The 23,956-nt window shown below is 74.2% G+C and carries 26 protein-coding genes; 11 read left to right on the top strand and 15 right to left on the bottom strand.

What is annotated here, in order from left to right:
• Positions 1-95 precede the first annotated feature (95 nt).
• Together OHB09_RS14535 and OHB09_RS14530 are read right to left on the bottom strand one after the other, a co-directional pair.
• Positions 96-359 (bottom strand): DUF397 domain-containing protein, encoded by a 264-nt coding sequence (locus OHB09_RS14535; protein ID WP_191889838.1) that lies wholly within the window; start codon positions 357-359, stop codon positions 96-98.
• The gene (locus OHB09_RS14530) at positions 343-1,179 is read right to left on the bottom strand and encodes a helix-turn-helix domain-containing protein (RefSeq protein WP_191889839.1); all 837 of its coding nucleotides are present in this window, start codon (positions 1,177-1,179) and stop codon (positions 343-345) included. The genes OHB09_RS14535 and OHB09_RS14530 overlap by 17 nt, the downstream gene beginning before the upstream one ends.
• A gap of 128 nt (positions 1,180-1,307) precedes the next feature.
• On the opposite strand from OHB09_RS14530, the gene OHB09_RS14525 reads away from it, so the two are divergent.
• The 3 genes from OHB09_RS14525 (at position 1,308) to OHB09_RS14515 (ending at position 2,408) form a co-directional block, all read left to right on the top strand.
• The gene (locus OHB09_RS14525) at positions 1,308-1,697 is read left to right on the top strand and encodes a hypothetical protein (protein ID WP_191889840.1); all 390 of its coding nucleotides are present in this window, start codon (positions 1,308-1,310) and stop codon (positions 1,695-1,697) included.
• An 88-nt stretch (positions 1,698-1,785) separates the two neighbouring features.
• A complete protein-coding gene (locus tag OHB09_RS14520) occupies positions 1,786-1,995 on the top strand; it encodes a type II toxin-antitoxin system VapB family antitoxin (RefSeq protein WP_191889841.1) in 210 nt (69 codons plus the stop codon).
• Entirely contained in the window at positions 1,983-2,408 is a 426-nt protein-coding gene (locus OHB09_RS14515) for a PIN domain nuclease (RefSeq protein ID WP_319116778.1), read from the top strand. Before OHB09_RS14520 ends, OHB09_RS14515 begins: the two co-directional genes overlap by 13 nt.
• 62 nt (positions 2,409-2,470) lie before the next feature.
• Here OHB09_RS14515 and OHB09_RS14510 read toward each other — a convergent pair whose 3' ends face one another.
• Positions 2,471-3,013 (bottom strand): DinB family protein, encoded by a 543-nt coding sequence (locus OHB09_RS14510; RefSeq protein ID WP_328922081.1) that lies wholly within the window; start codon positions 3,011-3,013, stop codon positions 2,471-2,473.
• Positions 3,014-3,158: 145 nt separating this feature from the next.
• Here OHB09_RS14510 and OHB09_RS14505 point away from each other — a divergent pair, with 145 nt between their 5' ends.
• Positions 3,159-3,821 (top strand): HD domain-containing protein, encoded by a 663-nt coding sequence (locus OHB09_RS14505; RefSeq protein ID WP_328922080.1) that lies wholly within the window; start codon positions 3,159-3,161, stop codon positions 3,819-3,821.
• Between the two features lie 35 nt (positions 3,822-3,856).
• Here OHB09_RS14505 and OHB09_RS14500 read toward each other — a convergent pair whose 3' ends face one another.
• Complete coding sequence (locus OHB09_RS14500) at positions 3,857-4,351, bottom strand: RICIN domain-containing protein (RefSeq protein WP_006144068.1); 495 nt, start codon at positions 4,349-4,351, stop codon at positions 3,857-3,859.
• A 241-nt stretch (positions 4,352-4,592) separates the two neighbouring features.
• Here OHB09_RS14500 and OHB09_RS14495 point away from each other — a divergent pair, with 241 nt between their 5' ends.
• Entirely contained in the window at positions 4,593-5,678 is a 1,086-nt protein-coding gene (locus tag OHB09_RS14495) for a GNAT family N-acetyltransferase (protein ID WP_318295075.1), read from the top strand.
• On the opposite strand, the gene OHB09_RS14490 is transcribed toward OHB09_RS14495, so the two are convergent.
• Together OHB09_RS14490 and OHB09_RS14485 are read right to left on the bottom strand one after the other, a co-directional pair.
• The gene (locus OHB09_RS14490; RefSeq protein ID WP_191854821.1) at positions 5,660-5,974 is read right to left on the bottom strand and encodes a DUF4031 domain-containing protein; all 315 of its coding nucleotides are present in this window, start codon (positions 5,972-5,974) and stop codon (positions 5,660-5,662) included. The genes OHB09_RS14495 and OHB09_RS14490 overlap by 19 nt on opposite strands.
• The gene (locus OHB09_RS14485) at positions 5,971-6,372 is read right to left on the bottom strand and encodes a hypothetical protein (protein ID WP_040897068.1); all 402 of its coding nucleotides are present in this window, start codon (positions 6,370-6,372) and stop codon (positions 5,971-5,973) included. Before OHB09_RS14485 ends, OHB09_RS14490 begins: the two co-directional genes overlap by 4 nt.
• A gap of 56 nt (positions 6,373-6,428) precedes the next feature.
• On the opposite strand from OHB09_RS14485, the gene OHB09_RS14480 reads away from it, so the two are divergent.
• Together OHB09_RS14480 and murQ are read left to right on the top strand one after the other, a co-directional pair.
• Complete coding sequence (locus OHB09_RS14480; RefSeq protein ID WP_100086053.1) at positions 6,429-7,394, top strand: MurR/RpiR family transcriptional regulator; 966 nt, start codon at positions 6,429-6,431, stop codon at positions 7,392-7,394.
• Positions 7,395-7,479: 85 nt separating this feature from the next.
• Positions 7,480-8,427 (top strand): N-acetylmuramic acid 6-phosphate etherase, encoded by a 948-nt coding sequence (gene murQ / locus OHB09_RS14475; protein WP_040897176.1) that lies wholly within the window; start codon positions 7,480-7,482, stop codon positions 8,425-8,427.
• 34 nt (positions 8,428-8,461) lie between these two features.
• Here the strand turns inward: murQ and OHB09_RS14470 are convergent, their stop codons facing one another.
• From OHB09_RS14470 to OHB09_RS14450, 5 genes are all read right to left on the bottom strand, one after another.
• The gene (locus OHB09_RS14470; RefSeq protein ID WP_191889847.1) at positions 8,462-9,142 is read right to left on the bottom strand and encodes a response regulator; all 681 of its coding nucleotides are present in this window, start codon (positions 9,140-9,142) and stop codon (positions 8,462-8,464) included.
• Positions 9,139-10,464, bottom strand: coding sequence for a sensor histidine kinase (locus OHB09_RS14465; RefSeq protein ID WP_328922079.1), 1,326 nt, complete (start codon positions 10,462-10,464; stop codon positions 9,139-9,141). The genes OHB09_RS14470 and OHB09_RS14465 overlap by 4 nt, the downstream gene beginning before the upstream one ends.
• Complete coding sequence (locus OHB09_RS14460; RefSeq protein ID WP_308117179.1) at positions 10,464-11,297, bottom strand: CPBP family intramembrane glutamic endopeptidase; 834 nt, start codon at positions 11,295-11,297, stop codon at positions 10,464-10,466. The genes OHB09_RS14465 and OHB09_RS14460 overlap by 1 nt, the downstream gene beginning before the upstream one ends.
• Positions 11,298-11,562: 265 nt before the next feature.
• Positions 11,563-12,687 (bottom strand): CU044_5270 family protein, encoded by a 1,125-nt coding sequence (locus OHB09_RS14455; protein ID WP_328922078.1) that lies wholly within the window; start codon positions 12,685-12,687, stop codon positions 11,563-11,565.
• Positions 12,684-13,364: an RNA polymerase sigma factor gene (locus OHB09_RS14450; protein WP_191854817.1), complete on the bottom strand. Its 681-nt coding sequence runs from the start codon at positions 13,362-13,364 to the stop codon at positions 12,684-12,686. The genes OHB09_RS14455 and OHB09_RS14450 overlap by 4 nt, the downstream gene beginning before the upstream one ends.
• Before the next feature lie 310 nt (positions 13,365-13,674).
• Here OHB09_RS14450 and OHB09_RS14445 point away from each other — a divergent pair, with 310 nt between their 5' ends.
• Together OHB09_RS14445 and OHB09_RS14440 are read left to right on the top strand one after the other, a co-directional pair.
• Positions 13,675-14,391, top strand: a complete 717-nt coding sequence (locus OHB09_RS14445) for a copper homeostasis protein CutC (RefSeq protein WP_191854816.1) — start codon at positions 13,675-13,677, stop codon at positions 14,389-14,391.
• 74 nt (positions 14,392-14,465) lie between these two features.
• On the top strand, positions 14,466-14,843 hold the full coding sequence (locus tag OHB09_RS14440) for a hypothetical protein (RefSeq protein ID WP_328922077.1): 378 nt from the start codon (positions 14,466-14,468) through the stop codon (positions 14,841-14,843).
• Between the two features lie 56 nt (positions 14,844-14,899).
• Here OHB09_RS14440 and OHB09_RS14435 read toward each other — a convergent pair whose 3' ends face one another.
• Positions 14,900-17,032: a HelD family protein gene (locus tag OHB09_RS14435; RefSeq protein ID WP_328922076.1), complete on the bottom strand. Its 2,133-nt coding sequence runs from the start codon at positions 17,030-17,032 to the stop codon at positions 14,900-14,902.
• A 371-nt stretch (positions 17,033-17,403) separates the two neighbouring features.
• On the opposite strand from OHB09_RS14435, the gene OHB09_RS14430 reads away from it, so the two are divergent.
• Positions 17,404-17,598, top strand: coding sequence for a hypothetical protein (locus tag OHB09_RS14430; RefSeq protein WP_040897066.1), 195 nt, complete (start codon positions 17,404-17,406; stop codon positions 17,596-17,598).
• 445 nt (positions 17,599-18,043) lie between these two features.
• Here the strand turns inward: OHB09_RS14430 and OHB09_RS14425 are convergent, their stop codons facing one another.
• Positions 18,044-19,069, bottom strand: a complete 1,026-nt coding sequence (locus OHB09_RS14425; protein WP_328922075.1) for an HAAS signaling domain-containing protein — start codon at positions 19,067-19,069, stop codon at positions 18,044-18,046.
• Between the two features lie 55 nt (positions 19,070-19,124).
• Positions 19,125-20,774: a DNA repair helicase XPB gene (locus tag OHB09_RS14420; protein ID WP_040897064.1), complete on the bottom strand. Its 1,650-nt coding sequence runs from the start codon at positions 20,772-20,774 to the stop codon at positions 19,125-19,127.
• A gap of 163 nt (positions 20,775-20,937) precedes the next feature.
• Here OHB09_RS14420 and OHB09_RS14415 point away from each other — a divergent pair, with 163 nt between their 5' ends.
• A complete protein-coding gene (locus tag OHB09_RS14415) occupies positions 20,938-23,418 on the top strand; it encodes a helicase-associated domain-containing protein (RefSeq protein ID WP_328922074.1) in 2,481 nt (826 codons plus the stop codon).
• Positions 23,419-23,458: 40 nt separating this feature from the next.
• On the opposite strand, the gene OHB09_RS14410 is transcribed toward OHB09_RS14415, so the two are convergent.
• Positions 23,459-23,860, bottom strand: a complete 402-nt coding sequence (locus OHB09_RS14410) for a hypothetical protein (protein WP_213088804.1) — start codon at positions 23,858-23,860, stop codon at positions 23,459-23,461.
• Positions 23,861-23,956 lie beyond the last annotated feature (96 nt).

The raw sequence follows: 23,956 nt of genomic DNA, 5'->3' as shown, positions 1-23,956 counted from the left end.
GGAGGGTGGGTGGGTGGAACCCACCTCCCCTTCACTGCAAAGAGGGCTCGCGGCTCGGTACTTGAGCCCCGGGCGGGGTGCGGCGGGGTGGAGGCTCAGCGCCGCTTGAGGTCTTCGACGAACGGGGTCCAGGCCGAGGCCCGGAACACGAGCTTCGGGCCGTGGGGGTTCTTGGAGTCGCGTACGGGGACGACGGCGGGGTGCCCGTCGGCGACCTCCAGGCAGTCGCCGCCGCTGCCGCCGCTGTGCGTGGACTTCCGCCAGCGGGCGACCTCCAGGCAGTTGCCCCCACTGCCGCCGCTGTAGCTCGACTTCTGCCAGACGGCGCCGGTCATCTCGTACTCATGGATGCTCCTCATGTGCGTAATCCTGTGCCATCTCCGTCAGCAAGGCCAAGGAGTTCTGAGGCGATAACGCGGAGGCCACGAGGTGCTCGTAGGTGAGGCGTTGAAGGCGTACGACGCTCGGGGCGTCCTCCAGGCGCCCCGTACCGACGCCCTCGAAGAAGACCAGTGGGGGAGCGGCCTCGAAGTCCATCAACTTCATGGCGCCCTCCATGGCCGCGTGCGCTCCTGCGGAGAAAGGCAGCACCTGCACGATCGCCTGGTGGGCCTCGGTGATCCCGACGATGTGGCGTAGGGCCTCCGCCATGATCACCGGTCCGCCCGTCACCCGGCGCAGCGCCGCTTCGTCGATGACCGCCCACAACAGCAGTTCTGTTGGACCGTGGAGAAGCTGAGCGCGCTCGATCCGCGCCGCCACCAACTTGTCGATCTCCTCCTCCGGTGCCGTCGGCCGGTACGCGCGGAATACCGCCCGGGCGTACCCGGGGGTTTGCAGCAACCCCGGGATGAGCAGCGGCGCGTACTCCCTGATCGCCGTCGCCCGTGCCTCCGCCTCCGCCGCCTCCGCGAAGTGTTCCGGGTACTCCGACTTCGCCGCCGCGCGGCAGTTGCGGAGGAAGAAGTCGACGCCCAGGACCTCGTCCAGCATCCGGGCGTACTCCGGTTGCATGCGGCGAGTGCCGGCCTCCAACTGGCCGATGTACGAGCCGCTGACGAAGAGACGGCCGCCCAACTCCTCCTGGCTCAGGCCCGCCTTCTCCCGCGCGTGGCGCAACTCCGCGCCGAGCAGCGCGCGGGGTGACGAGGACGGGTCCAAGTCCTTCGGTCCCGGCACGAATCTCCCCCTGCCCTTTTCGTCCCACGTTCCCTCTTGTTGGGGCGGAACGTCTGGCCAGGTTAAACCGCGGGCATACACGCTGGGTGGCGTATTGCAAACTCTGTGTAAGGAAGGTGGCACGCACGGTGCGGTCGACGGAAGAGGTCGTGGAGTCGTTGCGGGAGGCGCTGGCGGAGGCGGGGGTCGTGCTGCCCTCGCTGGGGGTGGACCCGGTGACGGGGGCGAGTGGCGAGCCCTTCGCCCTGGTCGCGCTGGGGCGCTGCAACGTGCGGACGGCCGAGCGGCTGACGGCGGTGCTGCGCGGGGAGCGGCCGCCGGTGGGGAGTTACGCGGTGGACGTGCGGGACGGTCGGATGGGCGAGGTGTGCGGGCACGTGGGCGCCCGGGTGCGCCTGCGTCCGCTGGGCGGCGGGCGGGAGTGGGAGTGCCCGTCGGACGGGCTGCGGCAGGCGCCGCCCGACGCCGTGCTGCGCGAACGGGTCCGCTGCATCAACCAGGAGGCCCGCCTGCCGTGACCGGTGTCACCGTCATTCCCATTGTTGTGCATCCGATGCGGGCAGTGAGGCATACTTGAAGGGACGATTGATATGCATGGAGGCAACGATGACGCGTACCATGATCGACCTGGATGATGCACTCGTTGCCGAGGCGGCCGAAATACTGGGCACGAAGACCAAGCGGGCCACCATCAATGGGGCCCTGGGGGAGTTCGTGGCGGCGGCGAAGCGGCGGCGTTTCATGGAGCTGCTCGACAGTGGCGCATTCGACGACTTGGCCGACCCGGATGTGATGGCGCGCGCATGGGGCCGGTAGAGCGGTATCTGGTGGACAAGAGCGCCTGGGCCAGGGCCCGGCATCCTGTCGTCCGGGAGGTCCTCTCCCCTCTTGTCGAGAGGGGCTTGGTCGCCACCTGTGCCGTGATCGACCTGGAAATCCTGTACAGCACGCGGAACGGGGAGAGCCACGCGCTGGGCCGCTCGGTCCGGCAGGGCTTCGAGTGGCTGCCTATGACGGACGAGATCGGCTCGCGCGCCATCGAGGTACAGGCGCTTCTCGCGAAGAAGGGTCATCACCGCTCGGCCTCGGTGCCGGACCTGTTGATCGCTGCCACCGCCGAGCGGTACGGCGCGACCGTTCTTCACTACGACGCCGACTTCGACACCATCGCCGCCGTGACCGGGCAGTCGGTTCGGTGGGTCGTGCCACGGGGTGACGCGGAGAGATAGGACCACAAGGCGGAGGCCCGCCTGCCGTGACCGGCGGCGGGTGTGCTCCGGGGGTCGGGGGGTCAGCCCATGGACTTCGCGCCGTCGATGTGTTCGCGGAGGATGTCGGCGTGGCCGGCGTGCTGGGCGGTCTCGGCGATGATGTGCAGCAGGGTGCGGCGGGCGGACCAGCTCGCGTTCGCCTCGAACCAGGGGGCCTTGGGGAGCGGGTGCGAGACGTCCAGGTCGGGCAGGGAGGCGACCAGCTCGTCGGTGCGCTCGGCGACCTTCGTGTACTCGGCGAGGACGCCGTCGAGGGTGTCGCCGGGCAGCATGCGGAAGTCGTCGGCCCGGCGGGCGAAGTCCTCCTCGGTGAACGTGGTGAAGTCCGGCATCGCCGAGGTGCCCTTGACGATGAACTCCGCCCAGCTCCGCTCGACGGACGTGACGTGCTTGATCAGGCCGCCCGGGCACAGCTCGCTCTCGGTGGTGCGGCGGCCCGCCTGCTCGTCGTCGAGGTCGCGGACGGTGAAGGTGAGGAAGTGCCGGGCCTTGCGCAGGGACTCCAGGAGGTCGGCGCGCTCGCCGGTGAGGCTCTGCTCGGTGGGGTTCATGGTGTCGCTCATGACGGTCGGGTCCTTCCGGGCGTTCGGGTGCGCCGGTTCCCGGGGACTTCCGGGTGTCCGGTGCGGCGTCTGGGACCACGCTAGGAGGCATAGAGGTCTGATCCCGTCCTATTGCGCGTGCCGGGCGGGCGGAACAATGGGCCGTATGGCTCACCCCGCTCCCGCCCCCGATCCCGCCGCCCTCCGCGCTCGCTGGCGCGAGGCCCTGCTCGCCGCCCGTGAGGGGGCCCCGGGCCCGGACCCGGACCCGTACGCCGAGGATCTGCTGCGCCGCTGGTCGGAGCCCCGGCGGCGGTATCACACCACCGCCCACCTCGCCGCCGTGCTCGACCACGTCGACGCCCTCCGCGCGCACGCCGGGGACCTGGCCGCCGTCCGTCTCGCCGCATGGTTCCACGACGCCGTCTATCTGCCCGAGCGCTCGGAGAACGAGGAGCGGTCGGCGCGGCTGGCGGTCCGGGCGCTCACGGAGGCCGGTGTTCCCGAGGCCCGTACCGCCGAGGTGGCCCGCCTTGTCCGGCTCACCGTGACGCACGCGCCCGGGCCGGACGACCGCGACGGCGCCGTCCTGTGCGACGCGGACCTCGCGATCCTCGCCGCCCCGCCCGAGGCGTACACGGAGTACGCGGCCCGGGTGCGCGAGGAGTACGCCTTCGTGCCGGACGAGGCCTTCCGTGCCGGGCGCGCCGACATCCTGCGGCAACTCCTCGCGCTGCCACGCCTGTTCAGCACGCCGCACGGCAGCGAGGCATGGGAGGACCTGGCCCGCCGCAACCTCCGCGCGGAACTCGACCTGTTGACGTCCTAGGAGTCGTCCTCGCCGGGTCGGCCCGTTCCCGGGTGTCAGCCGATGGTGAAGCGCTGGTTCTGGGCGCCTCGGTCGCACCGGGCGGTGCGGTAGTAGCCGTCGTCCTGCTGGTAGAGGCAGCGGCCCGTGCCGACGCTCTGGAGCATGACGGCGCTGCGGGCGGCGGGCTGGACGGTGCGCCACTTCTGGTACGAGCCGCCGTTGCAGCGCAGGGGGTAGACGTCGCCCCGGTCGTTGCTGTCGAGACAGCGCCCCCAGAAGCTGTTCTTGAGAGTGGTGCCGGTGTTGAGGCGGCCGTTCCACTGCCACCGGAGGCTGCCGCGTCCGGTGGTGCAGCGGTCGGCCTTGAGGTGGGTCTCGTCGCTCTCGCGCAGGCAGGCACCGTAGCGGTAGTTCGCGAAGCGGCTCGTGGTGGTGGCGGTGGTGGATGCGGTGGTGGAGGCCGAGGCGGGTGTGGAGGTGAGAAGGGGGAGGGCGAGGCCGGCTGCGGCGATGAGGGCGGTGAGGGCTTTCCGGGGCGATCGGCGCACTGGTGGTCTCCTTGCGGTGGTGTCGGGAGGTACCTCGGCAGGATCCCCGAACGCCACCGCATGGACCTGAAAAATGGGGAAAAACCACCGGATCGAGCTGGTCGTGCCGGCCCATCCCGCAACTCCTGGTCGAGACAGGTGAAACAGGCGAGACTCGCGGAACGGGCGAAGCGGTCGGCCTCGTCGACCCGGTCGAACAAACCGGTCGTACCGCTCCTGCCCGCGTCCTACCCTCGGCCCTATGCAGACCATGGGTGGGGAACAGGTGACCGAGGCACTCGCGCACGCGGTGTCCGTGCTGGAGGCGGGCACCGGACGGGACTGGGCGGGGACCAAGGCCGGCGCGCTGGACTGGAGTTGCCGGTACACTGCGCAGCACGTCGCCGACACGCTGATCGCCTACGCGGGGCGGCTCGCGACCGGGGCGCGCCGGCGGGTCCCCTTCGACACCGTCCTCCTCGACGAGGCCGACAACGCCGCCGTACTGGACGTGCTGCGCACCACCGGCGCCCTGCTCTCCGCCGCGATCGCCACCGCGCCCCGCGAGGCGCGCGCCTACCACGGGTTCCCGTACGGCAGCGCGAACCGCGAGGGCTTCGCCGCGATGGGCGTCACCGAAGTCCTGCTGCACACCCACGACATCGCCACCGGCCTCGGCCTGCCCTACGAGCCGCCGGAAGCGCTCTGCCGGGGCGTACTGGAGCGGATCTTCCCGCACGTGCGCCCCGGTCACGCCCCCTGGCCCACCCTGCGCTGGGCGACCGGCCGGGGCGACCTGCCCGGACGCGCCCCGGTCACCGAGTGGGAATGGCGCAACAACCTGGTGATCCCCGCCGCCCGCCTCACCCTCCAGGGCATCACTCCGGCGGCCGCCGCCGACCTGGCCGTGGGCGGCCCCGGCGGCTTCGCCTGGGTCGGGGACGGACCGTACGAGGGGGAGGGCGCGGAGGAGGCCGGCACCCGGACCGCCGCCGGGATGCTGCGGCAGACGTACGAGGCGGGGACGCACCGGCCGGAATGGGGGATGTTCGCGCTGGTCCGCAGGGAGGACGGCCGCGCGGTGGGGGCGATGGGCTTCCACGGGCCGCCGGACGAGGAGGGACGCGTCGAAGTCGGCTACGACCTGGCCCCCTCCGCCCGCGGCCACGGCTACGCCACGGAGGCGCTGCGCGCGCTGGCCTCCTGGGCGGCCGCCCGCGAGGACGTGCGGACGGTCTTCGCGAAGACGGCCCCCGCCAACACCGCCTCCCAGGCGGTACTGACCCGCGCGGGCTTCACCCGCGTCCCGGCCGAGGGCGTGCTGCGCCTCTACGAACTGCTCGGGTGAGGCGTCGGGTGCGCCGGGTGCGGCCGGGCGTGCGGGACGGCGCCCTTGCGCCGCCGCAGCCCCGCGAGCGTCAGCAGCCGCACCACCTCCCGGCTGCTCACCTGCACCGCGCCCGCGCCCACCGCGTCCGCGTACCGGTGGGAGGGGAGGTCGTAGTGGTCGCGCTCGAAGGCGCGCCGGGGGACGCCCATCGCCTCGGCGAACGCGTGCAGTTCCTCGTAGGAGACGTCGCTGACCAGGTGCGACCACAGACGGCCGTGGCCGGGCCAGGTGGGCGGGTCGACGTAGATCGTCACGAGCGGCGCTTCCCGCCCGTCACCGCCGCGAGCGAGCCCACCGACGCGACCTTCACGCCCGCCTTGTGGCACACCCAGTGCGGGTCGGGGCCCAACTCCGGCTCCACCTCCAGCGCGTGCGGGTCGCCGGTGGGGCAGACCGGGCACAGCGGCCAGCGGCCGTACTTCTCCAGCAGCGCGTCCTGCACGTCCTGCGCGACCAGGCCCGCCACGAAACTGGACCCGTCGGGCCACTGCTCCACCCACCAGCGGCGCTGGGTGACGGAGTCCTCGACGAGCGAGACGACGTCGGCCTGGGCGACGTCCCCCGCGACCAGGTCGGCGAGCACGCGCGCGCGGGCCGTGTGGAGCACCTGCTCCAACGGGCCGATGGAGGGGGACGGGCCTGTGGGATTCATGCACCCATTGTGCGCACTCTTGACCGCGCCACCGCATCGAAAATATCTTTCAGCGTGTGAGGTATGAGGTGAAGGAAACTTTCGCGAGGCCCGCCGCACCGACCGCGCCCGCCCCTCCGGCCGCCGCGCCCGCGCCGCCCGCCCCCGCCGCGCTCGCGGCCAAGGTGCGCACGCTCGCGCCGTCGATGACCCGTTCGATGCAGCGCGTCGCCGAGACCGTCGCCGCCGACCCGGCCGGCTGCGCCGCGCTCACCGTCACCGGCCTCGCCGCCCGCACCGGCACCAGCGAGGCCACCGTCGTGCGCACCGCCCGGCTGCTCGGCTACCCCGGCTACCGTGACCTGCGGCTCGCGCTCGCCGGGCTCGCCGCCCACCAGGAGTCCGGCCGGGCCCCCGCCGTCACCGCCGACATCGCGGTGGACGACCCGCTCGCCGACGTCGTCGCCAAACTCGCCCACGACGAGCGGCAGACCCTCGCCGACACCGCCGCAGGACTGGACACCGCCCAGCTCGGCGCGGCCGTCGCCGCGCTCGCGGCGGCCCGCCGGATCGACGTGTACGGGGTGGGCGCCTCCGGGCTCGTCGCCCAGGACCTCACCCAGAAGCTGCTGCGCATAGGGCTCATGGCGCAGGCCCACAGCGACCCCCACCTCGCCGTCACCAACGCGGTGCTGCTGCGGGCGAAGGACGTGGCGGTCGCGATCACCCATTCGGGTTCCACCGGGGACGTGATCGAGCCGCTGCGGGTCGCCTTCGAGCGCGGTGCCACCACGATCGCGATCACCGGCCGGCCGGGCGGCCCGGTCGCGCAGTACGCCGATCACATACTGACCACGTCCACCGCCCGGGAGAGCGAGCTGCGGCCGGCCGCGATGTCCTCGCGCACGAGCCAGCTCCTCGTCGTGGACTGCCTGTTCATAGGGGTCGCCCAGCGCACGTACGAGACGGCGGCGCCCGCCCTCGCCGCCTCCTACGAGGCGCTCGCACACCGACACGCGCCCCGCGGCGGCACCTCCCGCTGACCCGGCGCCCCGCCCGCAGGCTCCGCACAAAGGTCCCGCACGCCCGGCCCGGTCCCGCACCCTCCCCGGAAAGAGCCGCACCACCATGACCTCTCCCGCGTCCGAAGACGCCCCCCGCGCGCTGCGCGCCCAGTTGGAGACCCTGACGACAGAGGCGTTCCGCCCGGAGCTGGCCGGCATCGACCAGCTCTCCACGCTGGAGATCGCCACCCTGATGAACGGCGAGGACGCCACCGTCCCGGCCGCCGTCGCCGCCCGGCTGCCCGAGATCGCCGCCGCGATCGACGCCGTCGCCGCCCGCATGGCCCGGGGCGGCCGGCTCCTCTACGCGGGCGCCGGCACCGCAGGGCGGCTCGGCGTGCTCGACGCCTCCGAGTGCCCGCCCACCTTCAACACCGAGCCCTCGCGGGTGGTGGGCCTGATCGCGGGCGGCCCCGGCGCCGTCGTCACCTCCGTGGAGGGCGCCGAGGACTCCCGGGCGCTCGCCGAGGACGACCTGCGGGCGCTGGACCTCACCCCCGAGGACACGGTGGTCGGCATCTCCGCCTCCGGCCGCACCCCGTACGCCATCGGCGCCGTCGAACACGCCCGCGCGCGGGGGGCGTTGACGATCGGGCTGGCCTGCAACGCGGGCAGCGCGCTCGCCGCCGCGGCGGAGCACGGCATCGAGGTCGTCGTCGGCCCCGAACTCCTCACCGGCTCCACGCGCCTGAAGGCGGGCACGGCGCAGAAGCTGGTCCTCAACATGCTGTCGACGATCACGATGATCCGGCTCGGCAAGACCTACGGGAACCTGATGGTCGACGTGCGCGCCTCCAACGAGAAGCTGCGCGCCCGCTCCCACCGCATCGTCTCCCTCGCCACGGACGCGCCGGACGAGGAGATCGAGGCCGCCCTGAGGGCGAGCGACGGCGAGGTCAAGAACGCGATCCTGATGCTCCTCGCCGGTGTCGGCGCCGCGCGGGCCGCGCGCCTGCTGGCGGAGAACGGAGGGCACCTGCGCGCCTCGCTCAGGGCGGCGGGCACCGGCTGACCCCCTGCCCCCGCCGCGCCCGGCCCGCCCGGGCTCAGCTCGCCAGGCCGTGACGGAAGGCGTAGACGACCGCCTGGACACGGTCGCGCAGGTTCAGCTTGGTGAGGATGCGGGAGACGAACGTCTTCACCGTCTCCTGACTGATGACGAGGGTGGCGGCGATCTCGCTGTTGGACAGGCCGTCCGCGATCAGCCGCAGCACCTCCAGCTCGCGGGGGGTGAGCGGGATGTCCTCGGGGGCGCCGTCGGTGGGCCGGATCCGGGTCGCGTACCGGCCGACGAGCTGGCGGGTGACGTCGGGGTCGAGGAGCGCCGCGCCCATCGCGACCGTGCGGATGCCGTGCAGCAGGCGGTCGGGCGGGGCGTCCTTGAGGAGGAAGCCGCTCGCCCCGGCGCGCAGCGCCTCGTAGACGTACTCGTCCAGGTTGAACGTGGTGACCACGAGGACCTTGACGGGGTGGGCGACCCCGGCCCCCGCCAGCAGGCGGGTGGCCTCCAGGCCGTCCAGGACGGGCATGCGGATGTCCATGACCACGACGTCAGGGTCGAGTTTGCGGGCGAGGTCGACGCCGGTCCGCCCGTCGCCGCACTCGCCCACCACCTCCATGTCGGGCTGGGCGTCGATGATGGTGACCAGGCCCATGCGGATCAGTGCCTGGTCGTCGCAGACGAGCACCCGGGTCGGCGCGGTCCCCGACGGCGGAGGTGTGTTCACGAGCGGCTCCCGGCCGGGATGCGCGCCCGGACGACGAAGCCGCCGCCCTCGGCGGCGCCCGCGCTGAAGTCCCCGCCCAGCATGTCGACCCGCTCGCGCAGGCCGACCAGCCCTCGCCCGCTGCCGCCGACGGCGGCAGCCCGCGAGCCGGTGCCGTCCGTACTGACCTCCACGCTGATCTCCCTCTCGCCGTGCCGCACGGTGACCCAAGTGCGGCTGCCGTGAGCGTACTTGAGGGCGTTGGTCAGCGCTTCCTGCACCACCCGGTAGGCCACGAGATCGGGGCTGCCGGTGGTCTCCGGCGGGGTGCCCTCCTCGGTGAACTCCACCGGCTGGCCCGCCCGGCGGGTCTGCTCCACGAGGGTCAGGACGCGGCCGACGGCGGGTGTCCTCGGCTCGGCCGGGGCATCGCCGCCGTTGCCCGTGCCGTGATCGGGGTTGAGCAGGTCCAGAAGGTGCCGCAGATCGGTGATCGCCCGGCGCCCGGTGTCGGAGACCGCGCTCAGGGACTGCTCCAGCCGTTCCGGGGCGGCGGTCAGATAGCGGGCGGCCTCCGCCTGCACCACCATCGCCGTCACGTGGTGGGTCACGACGTCGTGCAGCTCACGCGCTATCCGGGTGCGTTCTGCGGTGCGCGTCTCCACCGCGACCCGCATGCGGCGCTCGGCCTCCGCCCGGCGGGTGGTGCGCAGCCAGCCACCGGCGCCCCAGGCCAGGCCCAGCGCCATGAAGAAGGTCACGAACTCCGTGGGGGTCTCGCCCGTGCCGAGGTGGCTGAGGGCCACCGCCAGCGCCACGTACGCCACGGTGAGGCCGACCACGACGCTCCGGCGGAACCGTTCCAGGTGCGAGCCGGTACTCAGCAGCACGACGCCCAGCGCGGAGGCCGCGAAGGTGTGGTAGCCGAGGAGCTGGTCGGTGGCGAACCCGGCGGACACCAGGGCCAGGGAGAGGGCCGGCCACCGCCGGCGCACCGCCAGGGGCAGGGTCTCGAGGAGGATCACCACGACGGCCAGCGCGTCGTGCGGGCGGTCGGGGACACCCCCGATGACCGTTCCGTTGCTGCGGAGCGCCGGGAGGAAGGAACCGATCAGGAGGGCCAGTCCGAAGGGGAGGTCCCGGACGACGACGTCCAGCCGGTACCAGACGGCGCCCAGCTTCTTCCGGATCCTGCCCAGACGGTGTCGGATGCCGTCCAGGCGGTCCCGCTTCACCAACGGCCGGAGCCGGAGCCCGGTCGGCCGGTGCCCGGCACCGCTCTCGCGGTGTCCGGCTCCGTCCCTCCCGTACTCCGGCGAACCGGCGGATCGCTGCTGTCCCATCACCGGGCCAGGGCGGCGAGGGTGTCGACGCGCTCGGCGCGGCGCAGCGGGACGATGTGGCCGCGGCGGTGGGCCACGATCAGGAAGATGACCGTCAGCAGCGTGCCGAAGACCACCGCGTAGATGCTCGCCTCGGGGCCGAACTCGCCGCCGGTGATGATCTCCTTGCCCGAGAGGCTGGACTTCAGCAGGCCGTGGGTGTCGCCGTTGCCGGAGACCTGGGTGCTGAAGATGCCGGACTCCATGAAGTTCCAGGCGAAGTGCACGCCCATCGGCAGCCACAGGTTGCGGGTGGCGGCGTACCCGGCGGCGAGCATGGCGCCGGCCTCGATGGAGATGGCCGCGGCACCGGCGAGGGTGGCGTCGTCGTTGAGGAGGTGCATGCCGCCGAACACGAGACCGGACAGTACCAGGGCGACGTAGGTGCCCAGGCCCCGTTCCACGAGGCGGAACAGCAGGCCGCGGAAGACGAGTTCCTCCGTGCAGGCGGCGCCGGCCATGAAGCCGATCAGGCCGATGGCTCCGGACACCGAGTCGATGCCGTCGACCTTGTAGTCACCGAGGAAGTAGATGTTGCTGATGACGCAGAGGAACATCAGCGAGCCGAAGACCAGGCCCCAGAACGTGGCGTTCGTCGCGCCCTTCGACTGGAGTTCGGTGACCTCGCGGTTCTCGGTGCGTCCCACGATCCACCGGTAGACGAACACCATCGCCGCGACGGTGAAGGCGCCGGCCAGGAGCGACAGCCAGGGGTTGTCCTTCACCCCGTTGATGACGCCGCCGCAGACCGCGTAGACCGCGAACACGACGACTATCTGCAGGATGATCTTCAGGGCTTTCATGACGTGGGCTCCCTCTGCCGGTTCCGACTCCGGTTCCTTCTCCGGCCCGCGGCCCGGCGTTCCGCGGTGAACTGAACACTAGGGATTCGATGTCGGGGAATCGTCACCGTGCAGTGGACACTCTCCTGTAGCTCGCACGGGGGACAGGGGGAGGGGACGTCACGCGGAAGAGGCCCCAACTTCGCGCACTTGAGCGTCAGTTGGGGCCCCGATCGGATGGGTGGCCGGATCACGTCTCCATAACCACCTCGGCAGGTCAGGAACCCGAGGGCCGCTCCCGGTATCCGTCCACGACGGCCCGGCGCAGCACCGCCGTCTCCGACATGACCGTGCCCTTCTTCCCCTCCGTCACGTCCTTCGTGAGGTAGCTGCGGTCACCGAGGAAGGCGAGCGTCTTCCGGTCGAAGATCCACTGGGTGGCCGTGGAGGCGCGCTTGTCCACGCGGGCGACGGCGACACCGTGCCGGCCCGCCGGGTCCTTGACGTCCTCGATCCGCGTGACGCCGGGGATGCGGGCGGCGGCCCTGTAGAAGGCGGCGGTGTTCCCGGCCGGCATGACCGTCTCGCGCAGGAGCTGGCCGATCCGGTCGAAGACGGCCTGGTCCGCCTCCTGGCCCTCCAGCGGCGGGGTCAGCTCGTACAGCTTCTTCAGCAGGGCCGCCGGGTCGGTGGGCAGGGAGGCCAGCCAGGAGTAGGTGGGCCGGTCGATGCCCGGGTACATGCCGGGGGAGCCGGAGGGCAGCAGCTCGCGCAGCGGGGCGTACCCGCCGTCCTCGTGGATCAGCCCGGTCTGCTCGACCGGGCCCGGCCGCTGCGAGAGCCACATCTCGCGCTCGTGCAGTGCGCCCGGGACGAAGGAGCCGTCCTCCTGCCCCGCGGCCCCGGCGGTCAGGCTCTTGACGTAGGTGAACTGGTCGGCACGGACCGGGGCGGCGTCGGTGCGGGCGGCCACGGTGGCGATCCGGTCCAGCAGCACCGTGGCGGAACCGGTGGACCCCTTGGAGCCGGTGGCGGAGGAGGCGGCGGTGTCCGCGCGGGTGCCGGTGGCGTCGTCCGTGACCCGGGTGAAGGTCAGAGCCCCGGCCAGCGCCAGGGCGGTGGCGGGCAGCCACAGCGCGGGGCGCGCGAGAAGCGGGCGGCGGGCCGCGGGGGCCTTTCCGGCGCCGGCGGCGGTGCCGCCGGCGGACCGGGCGGCCCGGTCGTCGTCGATGAGTCGCATCAACCGTTCCTTGTGGTGGAGGTGACGGTCAGGAGACAACTCCCGCTCCGGTGGGGCCGGCAGCAGCCGGGCCAGTTCGGCGCGGGTCTCACGCAGTTCGCGTGACGCGCGTGCCGTGTCGTCACCGCCGGCCCGCCCGGGCCCGTGGCCTGAGGCGTTCATCGGGATGTGCCCTCCTGAAAGTCGGTGAGTGTCAGGGCCGCGAACGCGTCCCCACGCCGTACCTCTCCGCGGCCCGGGGAGGGTTCCCCACGGCCTTCCGCCCGGCCCTCCGACTCGTCCGCGAGCCGCTCCTCCACGAGCCGCTCCTCCACGAGGCGGCGCAGCCGGGCGCGGGCGCGGGACAGCCGGGAGCGCACGGTGCCGACCGGCACCCCCAGCGCCTGCGCGGCCTCCGCGTAGTCCAGGCCGGACCACACGCACAGGGCCAGCACCTCCCGCTCCGCGCGCCGCAGCCGTCCGTACACCTCGCGCACGGCGTCGAGGGTGCGGGCGTCGTCGAGCCGTCCGGCGGTCTCCTCGGCGAAGTCCGGCACGGGTTCGGGGGCGGGGCGGCGGGAGAGGAAGGCGAGCCGGCGGCCGGTGCCGCGGCGGGCGTTGCGGGCCTTGTTGGTGGCCATGCCCAGCAGCCAGGGCAGGACCGCGCCCCCCTCGGGTTCCAGCCGGGCGCGGTGGCGCCAGGCGTCGAGGAAGGTGTCCGCCATCACCTCCTCCGCCGCCGACCAGTCCCCGGTCAGCCGGTGGGCGTGCAGGTGGACGGCGCGGGCGTGCTGCTCGTAGAGCTCGGCGAAGGCGTCCCGGTCGCCCGCGCGCAGGCGTGCCCGCAGGTCCTCACTCATGTCGTCGTGCGCCGGGCCGTCGCCGCCGCGGGCCCGCATCGTCGTCCGTCCGGGTCGGCCGGGCAGGGCGGGCCGCCCGGATCACCGGGGTCACTCGGGTCGTCTCGCATCTCGTGGCACCTCACACCCGTGGCCTCTCCGCACCTCCCGCGGGGTTCCCGTGAGCTGTGCCACAACGGCGGTGCGGCGGGGGCGCCGGGGGACACCGGGAGGACTATAGGCTGTAATTGGACTAGACCTGTCAGGGGTGAAGCCGGTAGATCTTGCGGTCTGCGGGCCTGTGGCCACCGTCTTCGGGAATCGAGGGTTCATGAGCAAGCGTGCAGTCCTGGAGGTGATCGCACTCGACGCCGAGGACGCGGTCGCCGCCCGGGCCGGAGGCGCCGACCGCCTCGAACTGGTCGCCGACATGGCCGCGGACGGACTCACCCCGCCGGTCGCGACCTTCGCCGCCGTCCGCGCCGCCGTCGACCTCCCGCTGCGCGTGATGCTGCGCCTCGCGGACGGCTTCACCGCCGGCGACCCGGCACCGCTCGTGGCCGCCACGCGGTCCCTGCGGGAGGCGGGCGCCGACGAGTTCGTCCTCGGCTTCCTCGACCGCGACGGCGGCCCCGACCTCGCCGTCCTCGACCTGCTCACGGCCGAACTGGCCGGCTGCCGCTGGACCTTCCACCGCGCGATCGACCGCGCCGCCGACCGCGCCGGGCTGCGCAAGCTCCTCGCCGACCTGCCCGGCCTCGACACCTACCTCAGCGCCGGCTCGGCCTCCGGCGTCGCCCACGGCCTGCCGACCCTGTGCGCCGAGGCCGCCCGGCACGGCGAGCCCGGCTACACCCAGCGCCTCATGGCCGGCGGCGGCCTCACCCTCGCCCACGTCCCCGCCCTGCGTGCCGCCGGAATCGACGCCTTCCACATCGGCGGCGCCGCCCGCCCCGAGGGCTGGACCGGCCCGGTCTCGGCGGAGGCGGTACGACGCTGGCGGACCGCCGTGGACGAGCGGGAGACACCCCGCCCCCAGGAACCGTAGGGCGCGGGGCGCACGTCCTGTTGATCCAGCGGGTGCCCCTCCGGACACCCGGCGGACGCTCCGGGAGGGCGGCGATGGCCGAGGCCGAGCAGGACACACACGAGCGGCACGAGGAGCACGGTCGGGACGACGAGCACGGTCGGGACGGCAAGCACGGTCGGGACGACGAGCACGGCCGGGACGGCAAGCACGGTGGGGACGACTGGCATCCGCAGGAGCCGTGGTGGTGGGGGATCGGGCCGCTGGGAGCCGGCGTGCTCGTCCTCGTCGGTGTCGGCTGGCTGCTGTGGCTGTACGTCTGGTCCTCCGGCGCGGAGGACGACGCCGGGGCCGGTTACGGGGCGGGCAAGGCCGTCTGCGTCGGACTCGTGCTCCTCGGCGGGGCCGTGCTGGAACGGCTGCGCAGCCGGGCGGCGCGGGGGCCCGGCGCCGGGGAGCGGGAGGAGGACTGAGCCCCTGAGCCCCGCTCCCGCCCGGCCCGTCCGGCACGTCCGGCCCGTCCGCGCGTTTACCCCAGCTGCGGCGGCAGCTCCGTCGCGTGGGTGATCGTCAGGCCCGAGACCGCACGGGTCAGGCAGACGTAGAGGCGGCGCAGGCCCGTGCGGTCGTCGGGCTCGGCGTCGACGATCGCCGTGGGCTCGTCCAGGACCACGTAGTCGTACTCCAGGCCCTTGGCCAGCGAGGCCGGGACCAGGGTGAGGCGGACGTCGGGGGTGGTCTCCTCGCCGGGGGAGAGGTACGGCAATCCCGCCGCGTCCAGGGCCTCGGTGAGGGCCGGGACGCGGGTGTCGGCGGCGATCAGGCCCGTCGAGCCCTCGTGGGCCAGCGCGTCCCGGCAGGCCGCGAGCACGTCCGCGTCGCCCGTCGCCCGCCGGATCTCGAAGGTGCCCGGGTTCTCCCGCACCGAGGCGACCGGCGTCAGGCCCGGCGCGATGTGCGGGAGGAGACGGGAGGCGTAGCCGATGACGTCGGTGGGGACGCGGAAGCCCGCCGTCAGCTCCTCGACCAGCGCCTCCGGCTTGCCGAGGTGGGTCAGGGCCTCCTGCCAGCTCCTCGTCGCCCAGGGGGTGGTGCCCTGGGCCAGGTCGCCGAGGACCGTGGCCGAACCGGTCGTGCAGCGGCGGCCCACCGCCCGGTACTGCATCGGGGAGAGGTCCTGCGCCTCGTCGAGGACGACATGGCCGAGCGAGTGCGTGCGCCGGACCAGGTCCGTCGCCTCGTCGATCAGCACCGCGTCCGCCGCCGACCACTTGGCCGACTTCACCGACCGCGCCGGACGGGACCAGAGGATCTCCTTCTGCTCCGCCTCGTCGAGGAGGCCCTCGGCGTGCGCGGCGAGGAAGTCCGGGTCGGAGAGCAGCCGCAGGACGAGCTTGGCCGGGTCGACCGGCGGCCACAGCGTCTTCACCGCCGCCTTCACCGCCGCGTTGCGGGCCACCGAGTCCTGCACCCGGTCGTCCGGGGCCTCCCCGGAACGCTCCATCTGCACCAGCACGGCGTGCGCGATGCGCTGCGGAAGCGCCTCGGCGGCCGCGCCGTAGCGGATGTCCCGGTCCAGCAACTCCCGGACCAGCTCCTCCAGTTCGTACGCCGGGACGCGCCAGCGGCGAGAGCCGCGCACCACGACCACCGGCTCGGTGGGCATCCTCACGTGGGAGTACACGGCCCGGCGCAGCACCTCCGCCATCCGGGCGTCGCCCTTGACCACGGCCGCGGCGGCGCCGTCGGCGCCGCGCACCTCGACGTGGGCGACCAGGTCGTCGACCGTCGCCTGCCGCACCTCCAGCTCGCCCAGCGCGGGGAGCACCTGCTCGATGTACCGCAGGAAGGAGCGGTTCGGGCCGATGACGAGGGTGCCGGTGCGGGCCAGGCGGTCGCGGTGGGCGTAGAGGAGGAAGGCGACGCGGTGCAGGCCGACGGCGGTCTTTCCGGTGCCGGGACCGCCCTGCACGCACAGACTGGCGGCCAGGCCGGAGCGGACGATCTCGTCCTGCTCGGGCTGGATCGTCGCGACGATGTCGCGCATCGGGCCGACGCGCGGGCGCTCGATCTCCTGCTGGAGCAGCCTGCTGGTGCCGGCCGCCTCGGCCGGGTCGGACAGGTGCTCGTCCTCGTAGGCGGTGAGGTCGCCGCCGGTGTAACCGAAGCGGCGGCGCAGGGCGATGTCCTGCGGGTCCTGCTTCGAGGCGCGGTAGAACGGCTGGGACACGGGGGCTCGCCAGTCGATCACCATCGGGTCGCCGTCCGTGTCGTGGACGTGCCGCCGGCCGATGTGCAGTGTCTGATAAGCAGCCTCCGGCTGCGGGCGCTCCCCCTCCGCCTCCTCGGCCTGCTCGGCGCCGGGGGAGTGCAGGTAGTCGAGGCGGCCGAAGAACAGGGGGGTGTCGCTGAGGTCGGCGAGCGCCTTGATGCGCTCCTCGATCTGGTGGGTGAGGGCGGCGGCGTTGACCCAGTTCGCGGTGACGTCCTTGATGTCCAGTGCCTGGACGTCCTCGCGCATCGCGCGCAGGGCGGAGCGGGAGGCGGCGAGGTGGGCGCGCTCGCGGGTGAGCGGGTCGGAGCCGGGGGTGCCGGGGGTGCCGGGGGTGCCGGGCGCGGCCGGCGGTACGGAAGGGCCGGAAGGGCCGGAAGGGCTGGACACGGGCGGTTTGCCTCCGGGGCATGACGGTGGGCCGGCCCGGGGTGCGCTCGGCCGGCTGTCGCGTACGGGTGAGGCGGTGCCCCCGGCGCGCACGGCGCCCGGGCATCGCGGTCTGCCGTCCGGTTTCCGTCCGGACGACGGCGCTCCGCGGAGGGAGGCGGGCAAGAGAGGGGATTGTAGGTGACGGGGGTGAGGAGGGGCGAATGATTAATGCGGCGGGTGGTCGCGGGTCGGGGTCGGTCCCTCAGGGGCCCTAGGGGGCCCGTACACCCACAGGCGTAGGCGGAAGGCGTTCCGCTGGTGCGAGGGGGAGGGGCGGGATACGACCGCAGACCGACGCTTCTGGGGGCGTGGCGCCGCACCCTGGATACATGAGCGCAGCATCCTTCTCTCCGGCCCCCGGGCGGCGGACGCCCCCGGCGGGAACGACGACCCTGCGGAACGGTACGGCCTCGAGGCACCGGTTCGGTGACGCGGTGCGGGCGGTCACGGCCTTCGCCGGGGCGGCCCTCGACGTGGTGATCCTCGGCGAGTACGCGGAGGAGGCGGGCGTGCGCCGGCGCTGACCGGCACGGCCCCCCACCGCGCCCTGGGCACCGCCTCCGCCCTCACGGGCCCCCGGCATCGACTCGTCCCTCACGGCCCCGGCGCCCCGCGCCGCGCGGCACCGGCTCGTCTTTCACCGCCCCGGCGTCCCGCGCGCCCGGCACCGCTTCCGCCCTCACGGGCCCGGCACCGCTTCCGCCCTCACGGGCCCGGCACCGCTCCCGTCCTCACGGGCCCCCGGCATCGACTCGTCCCTCACGGCCCCGGCGCCCCGCGCCGCGCGGCACCGACTCGTCTTTCACCGCCCGGCGTCCCGCGCGCCCGGCACCGCTTCCGCCCTCACGGGCCCGGCACCGCTTCCGCCCTCACGGGCCCCCGGCACCGACTCGTTTCTCACGGCCCCGGCGCCTCGCGCCGCGCGGCACCGGCTCCTCCCTCACCGCCCCCGGCGCCCCGCGCCGCTTCTCACCGTCGCCGCTGCGACCGCCAAGCCAGGTACAGCGCCGAGGCGACCGCCGCGCCCCGGACGACCCACGGCCAGGTCTCCGCTACGGCGTCGCCCATGTGGCCCGTGGCGATCGGCTCGCCCCAGCGGCCCTCCGACCGCCCCCACAACCACACCGCGCCGCCCGCGAGGGCCGCGCCCGGCAGCACCATGACCGCCCACTTCACCTCCGCCGGCGTCAGCCGCCGTGAGGCGTAGGCGATGACCCAGCCGAGCCCCAGCGCGATCCAGCTCCCCAGCACCGCGCCGACGACGAGCGCCACGGCGGCGAACAGCAGCAGCGGGTTCTGCCGGGCGGAGACCCGCGGCAGCGGCATCCGGCGCCGCGCGCCCTTTCCGGCGGGCGCCGCGACGGCCTCGGGCGCGGCGGGAGCCGCCTCCGTCGCCGGGGGCGCCGCCGGTTTCGAGGGCCCCCCGGCGGCCCCGGGGGCGCTCAGCAGCTCCGGGATCTCCACCCCGCCCACGAAGCCCGGCACGCTGTCGCCCAGGTCGAAGGCGCTGACCTCCTTGCGCCACCAGTCCGGCGGCGTCCCCCGCGTGTCGCCCAGCTCGTGCGTGCCCGCCAGGTGCGGCGGCGAGGGCGCGCTCGGGTCGACGGCGGGCGCCGGGGACGGCGACTGCGCGGAGCCGCCCGCGTCCTTGCCGGGCCGGGGCCGCGGCAGCACCCGCCGCGGCCGCTTCCCGGCCGGGGGCGGCTGAGGTGCCGTCTCCTCCGCCCGCTGCAGGGGCACCGAGGCGGGCGGCTCGGCCGCCGACCCCGGTGTGCCGCCCGCCGCCGCCACGACCTCGTCCGGGCTGCCCAGCCGGTCGATGATGCGGCGGACGGCGGCCGGACTGTCCACGGCGGTCCGGCCGCGCCGCCGGTCGATCTCGTCCCGCAGCCCGGCCACCAGCCGCATCCGGTCCGCCGAGGGCAACTGCCGCTGCGCCAGGTCCGCGACCCGGCTCAGATACTCGTAGACGACCTGATCGCTCTCAATCCCCACGAACCCCTCCGGGGGCAGGTGCCGAAACCCTCGCCCCACGACAGTACCGCCCCCCTCAGCGCCCCTCCTCCGTGAGCAACTCGTCGGCGTCGACGATGCGGTAGGCGTAGCCCTGCTCGGCCAGGAACCGCTGGCGGTGGGCGGCGAAGTCCTGGTCGAGGGTGTCGCGGGCGACGACGGAGTAGAAGTGCGCCTGGTGACCGTCGGCCTTCGGGCGCAGCACCCGGCCGAGTCGCTGGGCCTCCTCCTGGCGGGAGCCGAAGGTGCCCGAGACCTGGACGGCGACGGTGGCCTCCGGCAGGTCGATGGAGAAGTTCGCCACCTTGGAGACCACGAGCACGCTGATCTCGCCCGTGCGGAAGGCGTCGAAGAGCTTCTCGCGCTGGGCGTTGGTCGTCTCGCCCTTGATGACGGGCGCGTCCAGGTGCTCGCCCAACTCGTCGAGCTGGTCGATGTACTGGCCGATGACGAGGATCTGCTGGCCGGCGAAGCGGCGCACGATCGCCTCGGTCACCTTCCGCTTGGTCGCGGTGGTGGCGCAGAAGCGGTACTTCTCCTCCGCCTCGGCGGTGGCGTAGGCGAGCCGCTCGGCGTCGGTCAGGTTGACCCGCACCTCCACGCAGTCGGCGGGGGCGATGTAGCCCTGCGCCTCGATCTCCTTCCAGGGCGCGTCGAACCGCTTGGGGCCGATGAGCGAGAACACGTCCGACTCGCGGCCGTCCTCCCGGACCAGCGTCGCGGTCAGGCCGAGCCGGCGCCGGGCCTGGAGGTCGGCGGTGAACTTGAAGACCGGGGCCGGGAGGAGGTGGACCTCGTCGTAGAGGATCAGGCCCCAGTCCCGGGAGTCGAACAGCTCGAGGTGCGGGTAGACGCCCTTCCGCTTCGTCGTCAGCACCTGGTAGGTGGCGATGGTGACGGGCCGGATCTCCTTGCGCGTCCCGCTGTACTCGCCGATCTCGTCCTCGGTCAGCGAGGTCCGCTTCACCAGCTCGTGCTTCCACTGCCGCGCGGAGACGGTGTTGGTGACCAGGATCAGCGTCGTCGACTTCGCCTGCGCCATCGACCCGGCGCCCACCAGTGTCTTCCCGGCGCCGCAGGGCAGCACGACGACCCCGCTGCCGCCGTGCCAGAAGTTCTCCACCGCCTGCTTCTGGTACGGGCGCAGCGCCCAGCCGTCCTCCACCAGGTCGATGGGGTGCGCCTCGCCGTCCACGTACCCGGCGAGGTCCTCGGCGGGCCAGCCCAGCTTGAGCAGCGTCTGCTTGATCTGGCCGCGCTCGGAGGGGTGCACGGCCACGGTGTCCGCGTCGATGCGCGCGCCCACCAGGGGCGCGATCCGCTTCGACTTCAGCACCTCCTCGAGGACCGGCCGGTCGGTGCTGGTCAGGACCAGGCCGTGCGCGGGGTGCTTGCTGAGGGTCAGCCGGCCGTAGCGGTCCATCGTCTCGGCGATGTCCACGAGCAGGGCGTGCGGCACGGGGTAGCGGCTGAACTCGACCAGCGCGTCGACGACCTGCTCGGCGTCGTGCCCGGCGGCCCGCGCGTTCCACAGGCCGAGCGGGGTGACCCGGTAGGTGTGGATGTGCTCCGGCGCGCGCTCCAGCTCGGCGAAGGGGGCGATCACCCGGCGGCAGTCGTCCGCCCGCTCGTGATCGACCTCCAGCAGCAGTGTCTTGTCCGACTGCACGATCAGGGGTCCGTTCACCTGTACATCTCCATCCCACGCCACTCCCGCACCGGCCAATCCTCCAGTGTGCAGCATCGGGCCCCCTCGGGGCCGTGGTGAGCCGCACACCGGTCCCGGCCGGGACGGGGGCGGCGGGGCGAGCACTCCCTCGCTTCCGCCCCCACCCGCTACCGTTGGCCGGATGAGCACCGAGGACCACCCGGCGGAGCCGGGGACCGCCCCCGCACCGCCCCGCTCCCTCGCCGAGGATCTCCGGAGCCGCCCCGACGACACCCTCTCCGCCCTCCTGCGCACCCGCCCCGACCTGGTCACCCCCGTCCCCGCCGACCTCACCCAGCTCGCCACCCGCGCGGCCACCCGGGCCAGCGTCGTACGCGCCCTGGAACGACTGGACCGGTTCGCCCTCCAGACCGCGCAGGCCCTGGCCGTCGCCCCCGACCCGGCGCCGTACGAGGCCCTCCTCACGCTGATGGCGGGCGAGGGCGAGGGCGGCGACCGCGACCCCGCCGTCGCGCGCGCCCTGCCCGCCGCCGTCACCACCCTCCGCGAACAGGCCCTCCTCTGGGGCCCCGAGGACCGCCTCCGCCTCGTCCGCACCGCCCGCGAACTCCTCGCCCCCTCCCCGCAGCACCCCTCGCCCACCGGCCTCGGGCCCACCGTCGCCGAGGCCGCCGCCGGGATGTCCTCGGCCCGGATGCAGGAGATCCTCACCGGCGCCGGACTGCCCACGACCGCCGACACGGTCTCCGCGATCGCCGCGCTCACCGCCCTGTTCACCGACCGCGCCCGCATGTCCGCCCTGCTCGACGAGGTCCCCGCCGACTCCCTCGACGTCCTCTCCCGACTCCTGTGGGGACCCCCCTACGGCCAGGTCACCGCCGACCCCGCGCCCCGGCTGCGCGCCCTGCTCGACCGGGGCCTGCTGCTGCCCACCGCGCCCGGCACCGTCGTCCTGCCCCGCGAGGTCGCCCTCCACCTGCGGGCCGGCCGCGCCCACCGGGAGCCCCGGCCGCTGCCGCCCGCACCCGTCGCGGCCGCCACCCACCGCCCCCAGGTGGTGGACGCCACGGCCGCCGGGCAGGCGTACACCGCCCTGGCCACCGTCGAGGAACTCCTCAAGGCCTGGGACGGCGGCGGCCCCGCCGTGCTGCGCGCGGGCGGCCTCAGCGTGCGCGACCTCAAGCGGACCGCCGTCACCCTCGACGTGTCCGAACCCGTCGCCGCCTTCTGGCTCGAACTCGCCTACGCGGCCGGGCTGCTCGCCTCCGACGGCGAGGCCGAGGAACGGTACGCGCCCACCCCCGCCTCCGACGAGTGGCTGCGGCTGCCCGCCGCCGAACGCTGGACCCTCCTGGCCACAGCCTGGCTGTCGGCGACCCGCACCGCCGGACTGGTCGGCGGGCGCGACACCAAGGACCGGACGCTCGCCGCGCTCGGCCCCGGCCTGGACCGCTCCACCGCCCCCGAGGTGCGCCTGCGCGTGCTGGCCCTGCTGGCCGGGCTCCCGGAGGGCGCCGCCCCCGAGCCCGACTCGCTGCTCGCCCGCCTCGCCTGGGAACGCCCCTCGCGCGGCGACCGCGCCGGCGCCGAGGACCTCCGCGCCCGCCTCGCCCGGTGGACGCTCACCGAGGCCGAACAGCTCGGCGTCACCGGCCGGGGCGCGCTCTCCGCCCACGGCCGCGCCCTGCTGCCGCCCGCCCCCGGGGAGCCGCCCGCCGACCCCGCCCGGCTGCTCGCCCCGCTGCTGCCCGAACCCCTCGACCACGTGCTGCTCCAGGCGGACCTGACCGCCGTCGCCCCCGGGCCGCTGCATCGCCCGCTCGCCGAGGTGCTCGGCGTCCTCGCCGACGTCGAGTCCAAGGGCGGCGCCACCGTCTACCGCTTCACCCCCGCCTCCGTGCGCCGCGCGCTCGACGCCGGCCGCACCGCCTCCGACCTGCACGCCTTCCTCGCCCAGCACTCCCGCACCCCCGTACCGCAGCCGCTCGCCTACCTCATCGACGACGTGGCCCGCCGCCACGGCCACCTGCGGGTGGGCGCGGCCTCGGCGTACGTGCGCTGCGACGACGACGCGCTGCTGCGCGAGATCCTCGCCGACAAGCGCTCGGCGGGACTGCGGCTGCGCGCGCTCGCCCCGACCGTGCTCGCCTCCGGGGCCGACCCGGCGGCCCTCTTGGAGGGGCTGCGCGCGATGGGCTACGCGCCCGCCGCCGAGTCCGCCGAGGGCGATGTGCTCATCACCCGCGCCGACGCCCACCGCACACCCCCGCGCACCCCGCCCGCGCCGGTGCCGGAGGGCCCGCCCGTGCCCGACGCCACCCTGCTCGCGGCGGCGGTCCGCGCGATCCGCGCCGGCGACCGCGCCTCCACGGCAGCCCGCCGCACCGACGCGGCGGACCCCTCCGGCTCCGCCGAAGGGCCTCCCGGCGCGCTGCCCCGCACCTCCGCCGCGGAGACCCTCGCCACGATGCAGGCGGCCGTCCTCACCGGCGAATCCCTGTGGATCGGCTACGTCAACGCCGAGGGCACCGCCAGCCAGCGCGTCATCGCCCCGGTCAAGGTGGAGGGCGGCTTCGTCACGGCCTACGACCACACGGCCGAGGAGGTCCGCACCTACGCCCTGCACCGGGTGACGGGTGTCGCGGAACTCGCGGAGGACTGAACGGGGGGCGGGGCGGGCCGGGAGCGGTCGTTCAGCTCGTTCAGCCCGCCGGGAGGGTGAGGACGAGCCCCAGCACGGCCACCGGCGGCAGCAGGGCCGCCGCCCCCAGGACGACCCGAACCGGCGTCCAGCTCCGCCGCCAGGGCAGCACCCAGGAGGCGACATAGGCGGGGACGGTGACGAGCCCGCCGTAACGGAGCAACGCCTCGACGGTCGCCAGCGACCGGGTGAGCCCTGCCGAACAGTGGTCCGGGCCGCACGCGTCGGTGGCCATCGGGGACAGCGCGCCGAACAGCAGCGCGGGCGGCACGAGCAGCGCCAGCAGCGCGGACACGACGACCGGGACGATCCACGCGTACGCGTCGTGCCCGCCGCGGTCGGTGCCCGGGTGCTGCGCGGGGAGGTACGGAACGGGGGCGGGGCCGAAGCCGGTGGGCGTCATGGCCTCAGGAAACCGCCCGGGGCGGGCGCGGGGCACGGGTGCGGGTACTCATCCGGGGCGGGTGCGGTACTCAGAAAAGGGTGGCCGAAAAGCGTC

This window comes from Streptomyces griseoaurantiacus, from assembly GCF_036189845.1.
GTDB lineage: Bacteria > Actinomycetota > Actinomycetes > Streptomycetales > Streptomycetaceae > Streptomyces > Streptomyces griseoaurantiacus.
The sequence above is the reverse complement of the archived record's forward strand: the minus strand, read 5'-3'. Positions and strand labels throughout refer to the sequence as shown.

Coding starts and splice junctions, on each gene's coding strand:
- OHB09_RS14430 (WP_040897066.1), top strand. CDS start 17,404: ATGAGCGCAGCATCCTTCTCTCCGGCCCCCGGGCGGCGGACGCCCCCG.
- OHB09_RS14465 (WP_328922079.1), bottom strand. CDS start 10,464: ATGGGACAGCAGCGATCCGCCGGTTCGCCGGAGTACGGGAGGGACGGA.
- OHB09_RS14485 (WP_040897068.1), bottom strand. CDS start 6,372: ATGAATCCCACAGGCCCGTCCCCCTCCATCGGCCCGTTGGAGCAGGTG.
- OHB09_RS14495 (WP_318295075.1), top strand. CDS start 4,593: ATGCAGACCATGGGTGGGGAACAGGTGACCGAGGCACTCGCGCACGCG.
- OHB09_RS14450 (WP_191854817.1), bottom strand. CDS start 13,364: ATGAGTGAGGACCTGCGGGCACGCCTGCGCGCGGGCGACCGGGACGCC.
- OHB09_RS14505 (WP_328922080.1), top strand. CDS start 3,159: ATGGCTCACCCCGCTCCCGCCCCCGATCCCGCCGCCCTCCGCGCTCGC.
- OHB09_RS14510 (WP_328922081.1), bottom strand. CDS start 3,013: ATGAGCGACACCATGAACCCCACCGAGCAGAGCCTCACCGGCGAGCGC.
- OHB09_RS14455 (WP_328922078.1), bottom strand. CDS start 12,687: ATGAACGCCTCAGGCCACGGGCCCGGGCGGGCCGGCGGTGACGACACG.
- murQ (WP_040897176.1), top strand. CDS start 7,480: ATGACCTCTCCCGCGTCCGAAGACGCCCCCCGCGCGCTGCGCGCCCAG.
- OHB09_RS14520 (WP_191889841.1), top strand. CDS start 1,786: ATGACGCGTACCATGATCGACCTGGATGATGCACTCGTTGCCGAGGCG.
- OHB09_RS14445 (WP_191854816.1), top strand. CDS start 13,675: ATGAGCAAGCGTGCAGTCCTGGAGGTGATCGCACTCGACGCCGAGGAC.
- OHB09_RS14515 (WP_319116778.1), top strand. CDS start 1,983: ATGGGGCCGGTAGAGCGGTATCTGGTGGACAAGAGCGCCTGGGCCAGG.
- OHB09_RS14415 (WP_328922074.1), top strand. CDS start 20,938: ATGAGCACCGAGGACCACCCGGCGGAGCCGGGGACCGCCCCCGCACCG.
- OHB09_RS14440 (WP_328922077.1), top strand. CDS start 14,466: ATGGCCGAGGCCGAGCAGGACACACACGAGCGGCACGAGGAGCACGGT.
- OHB09_RS14535 (WP_191889838.1), bottom strand. CDS start 359: ATGAGGAGCATCCATGAGTACGAGATGACCGGCGCCGTCTGGCAGAAG.
- OHB09_RS14410 (WP_213088804.1), bottom strand. CDS start 23,860: ATGACGCCCACCGGCTTCGGCCCCGCCCCCGTTCCGTACCTCCCCGCG.